The organism is Mediterranea sp. ET5 (assembly GCF_023337025.1).
Taxonomy (GTDB): Bacteria; Bacteroidota; Bacteroidia; order Bacteroidales; family Bacteroidaceae; genus Phocaeicola_A.
In genome coordinates this window covers 1-6,515 of the sequence record NZ_JAMBLN010000038.1, presented here as the reverse complement: position 1 = coordinate 6,515, position 6,515 = coordinate 1, and the positions used below count along the sequence as shown (strand labels likewise).

The 6,515-nt window shown below is 57.2% G+C and carries 3 protein-coding genes; 1 reads left to right on the top strand and 2 read right to left on the bottom strand.

The genetic code is table 11. The features are described 5' to 3' along the window. Positions 1–1,995 carry a fructose-1,6-bisphosphatase gene (locus M3087_RS14230; RefSeq protein ID WP_249096835.1) on the bottom strand — a complete coding sequence of 665 codons (1,995 nt, stop codon included), beginning with the start codon at positions 1,993–1,995 and terminating at the stop codon, positions 1–3. 223 nt (positions 1,996–2,218) lie between these two features. Here M3087_RS14230 and M3087_RS14225 point away from each other — a divergent pair, with 223 nt between their 5' ends. Beyond that, the gene (locus M3087_RS14225) at positions 2,219–3,295 is read left to right on the top strand and encodes a DUF362 domain-containing protein (protein ID WP_249096832.1); all 1,077 of its coding nucleotides are present in this window, start codon (positions 2,219–2,221) and stop codon (positions 3,293–3,295) included. A 114-nt stretch (positions 3,296–3,409) separates the two neighbouring features. Here the strand turns inward: M3087_RS14225 and M3087_RS14220 are convergent, their stop codons facing one another. After that, the gene (locus tag M3087_RS14220; protein WP_249096830.1) at positions 3,410–5,866 is read right to left on the bottom strand and encodes a TIM-barrel domain-containing protein; all 2,457 of its coding nucleotides are present in this window, start codon (positions 5,864–5,866) and stop codon (positions 3,410–3,412) included. Positions 5,867–6,515 lie beyond the last annotated feature (649 nt).

The window sequence follows — 6,515 nt, the reverse complement described above, 5'->3', positions numbered from 1 at the left end:
TTATTGTCCCTTCTCTTTGATGATACCTTTTCGGAAAGCTGTCAGCAGGAGGAAGAGGTCATGGATTTGGCGTTCGAGCTCCAGACCTTTGTCGGTATCGCGCACCATCACACGTTGGCTGCTCAATTCGACCAGTTGGGTTGAGGAGATGATGTCTTTTCCTTCGCGGATGGCTTCCTGAGTTGAAGTGAAAGGCTCGTGCTGTACGAGCTGAAGGCCGCGTGAGTGATAGACGAGGGTGTATCCCGCAATGCCCGTCTCCGATTGGTAAGCACGGGAGAATCCTCCATCGATGACAATCAGCTTGCCATTCGCCTTGACCGGCTTCTCTCCCTTCTTAGTCTTGACAGGGACGTGGCCCGTGATGAGATGGCGATGCTCGCCGGTCACTCCGAATTCATCCAGAATCATGTCGCACACCTGTTCGTTGTCACGCAGGTCGTAATAGGCGCCTTTCTCTTCCTTGTGCAGCGCCTTGTCCTTGACGAAATAGCGTTCAAACGTTGCCATCTTGGCTTTGTCGAAGAGGGGCGAGTTCTTGCCGCACCACAGATACCAGATGAAGTCTACGGCGAACTGTTGCTCGGGCAATGGCTCGTCGCTGAAGGCTGTGCGGACCAGACTGTCCACCTTGTCGAGCAATTGGCGGCCCTTATAGCGTTTGCCATGTACAAGGACTTCCTTCAAGGTGCCGTCTTCATTGAGAGGCACGGAGGCGTGGTAGAGCAAGTTGGAGTTGATGCTGAGATACATGCTGCCTCGCGTGAGCAGGCAGTGGATATGTTTCTTCAGCTTCTCGCTGCCGACGAATGAGTAGTGAAGCTTATGGATGACTTCCTCCTCTTCCTTGGTAAGGCGATAGGGGTCTTTCGGGTCTACGGTCGGGAAGTTCGTGTCGTTCAATTCATATTCCTTTCCTTCATAGACCAGGACGCCCTTCTCGAAATTGATGCGTCCCAACAGATTGCGGTCGTCCATGTCGAATTCCGGATGGCGGCGGGTCATGGCTGCCTCCAGCTTGAACTGGATGATGCTGATAGCCTTGTGCATCTGCGAAATCAGGCGGCACGTACGTTCGTTGTGCGTCTTGTCCCCCTCTTCGATTTTGGGAAGGAAACTCTTGCACGGATCGCTGGCATAGGTGTCCATGGCAAAGGTTGCCAGGGGGAGGAGATTGATGCCGTAGCCGTCTTCCAGCGTGACGAGGTTCGCGTAACGCAGGGACGTGCGCAGTACGTTGGCAATGCAGCATTCGTTGCCGGCGGCAGCGCCCATCCAGAGAATGTCATGGTTGCCCCATTGGATGTCAAGGTTGTGATAGTGGCAGAGCGTATCCATGATGAGATGGGCACCGGGACCACGGTCGTAGATGTCGCCGATGAGATGCAGCGAGTCGATGACCAGGCGTTGGATGAGGTTGCATAGGGCGACGATGAACTGGTCCGCGCGGTGCGTCTCGATGATGGTGCTGATGATGACGTGGAAATATTGGTGTTTGTTCGGTTCGTCGGAGGATTCGTGGAGAAGTTCCTGGATGATGTAGGCGAACTCCGGCGGCAGCGCCTTCTGCACTTTCGAGCGGGTATATTTCGATGACACGGTCCGGCAGACGCGCACCAGCTGGTGCAAGGTCGTCAGGTACCAGTCGTGCATGTCGGGCTCGCTTGCCTTGACCAGTTCGAGTTTCTCCCGGGGGTAGTAGATGAGGGTACAGATTTCCTTCTTCTCCGTTTCACGCAGTGTGTTGCCGAAAATCTCGTTCACCTTGCGCTTGACGGCTCCCGAAGCATTCTTCAACACATGTCTGAAGGCCTCGTGCTCGCCATGCACGTCGCTCAGGAAATGTTCCGTGCCCTTGGGAAGATTCAAGATAGCCTCCAGGTTGATGATTTCCGTACTGGCGGCTGCTATCGTCGGAAAGCGGTCGCTCAACAGCCGCAGGTACTTGACGTTGCGGTTAATCTCTTCTACGGTAGGTGTTTTTGGAGTATCCATTACGTTCTGATATTATATTTAGGTTATTTTGCAAAAGTAAGGATTTCCTTGGAATAAGGAGAGAAGGATATTGTCTTTTTTCATCCGGACGGAAGAAAGGCGGACACAGCCGCGCCCCGCGGCGACAATCTGTAATTCGGGTAAAGAAATCTGTCAAACGGGTACGCTCCGGGAACGGGGAAGCATTAATTTTGCAAGTTGAATGAATGAACCTTATCGAATTATGAAACGTACACTGATTACTATGATTGCAAGTCTATTGACCATGGGGACAACCGCGATGGCACAAGCGGTGCCCGTGCCGGGAACCGACGGCAACAAGTATGTGCCTTATGAGGAACGCACCGGCAATGAATCCATCGTCTATTTCACCCGAAACCTGAGCGCCGAGGGGCTTATCCGGGCGTATGAGCAGGTATGCGCCAACATCGGCGGGAAGGTCGGGGTGAAGTTGCACACCGGCGAGCAGCACGGACCCAACATCATCCCGCACGAGTGGGTCAGGGAGTTGCTGCAAAAGGATTTGCCCGACGCGCACATCGTCGAGACAAACACCTACTACGAGGGCGACCGCTACACGACCGGACAGCACCGCGAGACGTTGAAGGTCAACGGATGGACCTTCTGCCCCGTCGACATCATGGACGAGGCGGACACGCTGACCCTCCCCGTGAAGGGCGGCAAATGGTTTGACAGGATGTCGGTGGGAAGTCACCTGACGGACTACAACTCCCTGGTCGTGCTGACCCACTTCAAGGGGCACACGCAGGGTGGCTTCGGCGGAAGCAACAAGAACATCGGCATCGGCTGTGCCGACGGACGCATCGGCAAGGCTTGGATTCACACCACGCCGGGGCAGGACAACCAGTGGAACATTGCCAGGGAGGAATTCATGGAGCGCATGACGGAATCCACCAAAGCCGTCATCGACCACTTCGGCAGGCAGGTGACGTATGTGAACGTGATGCGCAACATGTCGGTGTCCTGCGACTGCGAGGGCGTGAATGCCGAGCCGGTGGTGACGCCCAACGTCGGCATCCTCTCTTCCACGGACATCCTGGCGCTCGACCAGGCTTGCGTCGATTTGATTTATGCCATGACGGAAGCCGAACACCATGACCTGGTGGAACGCATCGAGACGCGCCACGGGTTGCGTCAGTTGTCCTACATGAAGGAGCTGGGCATGGGCAACGACCGCTACATCCTCATCGACCTCGACAACGGGGGCAAGCGCATCACGCCGGCGGAAGCCGTGAAGGGGCTGAAACCCTTCGTGCAGGAACAGGCGTCGGCTGACTGACAGGCGGGAGGCACAACGCCCCGCATCGGCTGAACACAAAAAGAAACGAAGACACAGGCAACATCCGGAGGGAGGCTTGTGTCTTCGTTCTTTTTTATGCGGACGGACGATGCGTCAGAGGCGCACGGTCACCTTCTTGCCCGTGTAGGTGACGGTCTTCTCCTTGCCGTCGGGCGTGCGGACGGTGAACTGGCGCTTCGTCAGCATGCCCGGATAACTGCCCCGGCGGGCACCGATGGTCAGACGGCGGGAAGAGTCGTCCCAGGTCATCGGGATTTCGGTGTACGCACCCTTCTCGTAGTTGTAGTTGTCAAACTCGTCCTCGTACAGGGTGAAGCTGCCGTCGGCACCCGGATAGATGCGCAGCGTCAGGTTGTCCCACGGCTTCTCGGTGGCGTACTGTACGGCAGGACCGAAGGGCACGATGCTGCCCGCCTTGATGTAGAGGGGAATCAAGTCGAGCGTGGTCTCGCGCGTGATGTCTTGTCCGCCCTTCAGCGTCTCGCCGGTCCAGAAGTCATACCAGGTGGCGCCGGACGGGAGGTAGAGCGTGGTCGACTTCTTCTGCGTGAAGTCGGTGGCGGCGACGGCATCCTTTGCCTTCCCGGCATTGTCGCGGTCCCATCCGCTCTGCTCGTCGACCTTGACTGCCTTTTCGGGCGTATACTGTGCCTCCAGCACGGGGGCAACGAGGATGGCGGGACCGAACATGTATTCGTCGTTCAGGTCGAGCACCTTCCGGTCGTCGGGGAAGTCCATCACGAGCGCACGCATGAATGTCGACTGACGGTGCGTCACCTCCCACGAGGTGGAGTAGATGTAGGGCAACAGGGCATAGCGCAGGTGAATCATCTTCTCGATGGCGTCATACACCGGCTCGCCCTTCTTGCCGAACTGGTAGATTTCGCGCGGAGCGTCCGCACCGTGGGAACGCATCATCGGGGTGAACGTGCCGAACTGCAGCCAGCGGACGTAAAGCTCCTGGTAGAGCGGGTTCCGCGGGGCAAAACCGTCGTTCCAGCTCTTGTTGTACGAGCCGCAGAAGAAGCCGCCGATGTCGTTGTTCCAGTGAGGCATGCCGCAGAGCGAGAAGTTCAGTCCGGCAGGGACCTGATTGCGCAGGCTCTCCCACGACGAACCGATGTCGCCCGACCACACGTTGGCGCCGTAGCGTTGCGAGCCCACATAGCCCGAACGCGTCAGGATGAACACGCGCTTGTCGGAAGTGGTCGCCCGCTGGTGGTCATACACGCCCTGCACGCAGTAGAGCGGGAAGGCGTTGCGCATCCGGCGGAACGAGCCGAAGTAGGTCTTCTGGTCGAGGTCGGACGGCTTGAAGTCCAGGTGGTCAGGCTCCGTCGAGTCCATCCACCATGCATCCATGCCATACTTGAAGATGCCCTCGTTGAGGTACTTCCAGTAGATGTCGCGCGCTTCGGGCGAGTAGGCGTCGTAGACACGTACCCCCGACGGATATTCGGGGTTGGGCGGCCAGCTTTCCGTGCCCGAGGCGGGCCAGGTCTTGAAGTCATAGAGCAGACCCTTCGGCGCCAGCTCGCGGTACGGCTTCGTGGCGGGACCGAATGACTGCCAGATGGAGATGGCCATGTGGGCGTTCAGCCCGTGCACCTCGTCGAGCATCCGCTGCGGGTCGGGGAACTGCGTGTTGGTGAAGTCCATGGCATTCCACAGATAGTTGTTTCCCCAGTACTGCCAGTCCTGGATGATGCCGTCCAGGGGTACACCCAGTTTGCGGTATTTGCGGACGACGCCGACCGTCTCGTCCTGACTCTTGTAGCGTTCCTTGCTCTGCCAGTAACCGTAGGTCCACAGCGGGAACATCGGCGCCTGACCCGTCAGCGTGCGCATCCCTGCCACCACGCCGTCGGCATTGCCGCCGTAGAGGAAATAGTAGTCGGCGCAGAGTCCCACCTCCGAGTCGAAGGAGGTCGACTGGCTGTTGTCGGCGAAGGTCGTCGGGGAGTAGTTGTCCCAGTAGAGCCCGTAGCCCTTGACGGACTGGAAGAAGGGGCTGAAGTCCTCCACATTGCTTTGGATGAGGTATTTCTCCTGGTTGCGTTGGCTCATCTTGCCGTTCTGCAGCTGTCCCAGTCCGTAGATGGTCTCGTCGGGGTCCAGGCGGAAGGCTTGACGGACGCGGAAGTAGCCTTTGTCCACGCCTTCCTCGATGGGACGGAAGGTGACGGCACCGTTTTCAGCCAGGAGCATCCGTCCGTCGGCATCGGCGAATTGCAACGTTGCCGTCCGCTTGTCGACGGTCACGCACAGCGCCTTGCTCCGCAGGACGACGGAGGCGTCGGCGTCAGTGACCCGGAACCTGGTATCCTCCGGGGTGAGGACGACAGCCGGACTGGGCTTCTCGGGCAGCTGGGCCTGGGGGTATTTCACGACACGGACGATGGAGGGGGTGTAGAATTGCACTTCGCAGGTGTAGCTTCCGTCGGGCACCGTGAACTTGATGCCGTGCGGCGTTTGGCTGACCGTCTGTGCTGCGAGCCATCCGGGACAGAGCAGCAGAAGGGCAATCCATAGGGATTTGAATTGCTTCATAAACGTTTTGTGGATTAAAGGTTTTATAAAATGCCTACAAATATAGTCAGTTTTTTTTGTCCGGACCTTGTCATCCCGCTGTTTCCTGCATTTCGAGGGGCAGAAAGGCGGACGGGGCTTTTGTTGTCCGTTTTTCTGACTTCTCCGGCTTCCGGCGGTGTGTGGTCAGCCGACGGGGAGGGGCGGGCGTTCCCCTTGCTTCCGGATACGGCGTTTCCGGTTTGCCGACGTTTGTTTTGGCGCAGGATACGACATTTCCGGCGTCCCGAAGTTTGTTTTGGCTCCGGATACGACGTTTCCAGCGTCCCAAAGTTTATTTTGGCTCCGGATACGACGTTTCCAGCGTCCCAAAGTTTGTTTTGGCTCTGGATACGACATTTCCAGCATCAAAATGTTTAGCAAGGTTAAGGATACGACGTATCTAATGTTAAAATATTTACAAAGGTTAAGGATATATCGTATCTAGCATCAAAATGTTTAGTAAGGTTAAATATACGGCATTTCCAACGCCTCAAAATTTGTTTTGGTCCTGGATACGGCGTTTCCAGCGTCCCGCGGTGCCGTTTGCTCCGGGATACGGCGTCGGTCGGAAGAAACGGACGGAGGAGAGGGGAGTGCAGGCAGTCGGCGGACTGTTTTACACCTATTA

Bases quoted from the DNA above. Each gene is read 5' to 3' on its own strand.
- M3087_RS14225 (WP_249096832.1), top strand. From the start codon at position 2,219: ATGAAACGTACACTGATTACTATGATTGCAAGTCTATTGACCATGGGG.
- M3087_RS14220 (WP_249096830.1), bottom strand. From the start codon at position 5,866: ATGAAGCAATTCAAATCCCTATGGATTGCCCTTCTGCTGCTCTGTCCC.
- M3087_RS14230 (WP_249096835.1), bottom strand. From the start codon at position 1,995: ATGGATACTCCAAAAACACCTACCGTAGAAGAGATTAACCGCAACGTC.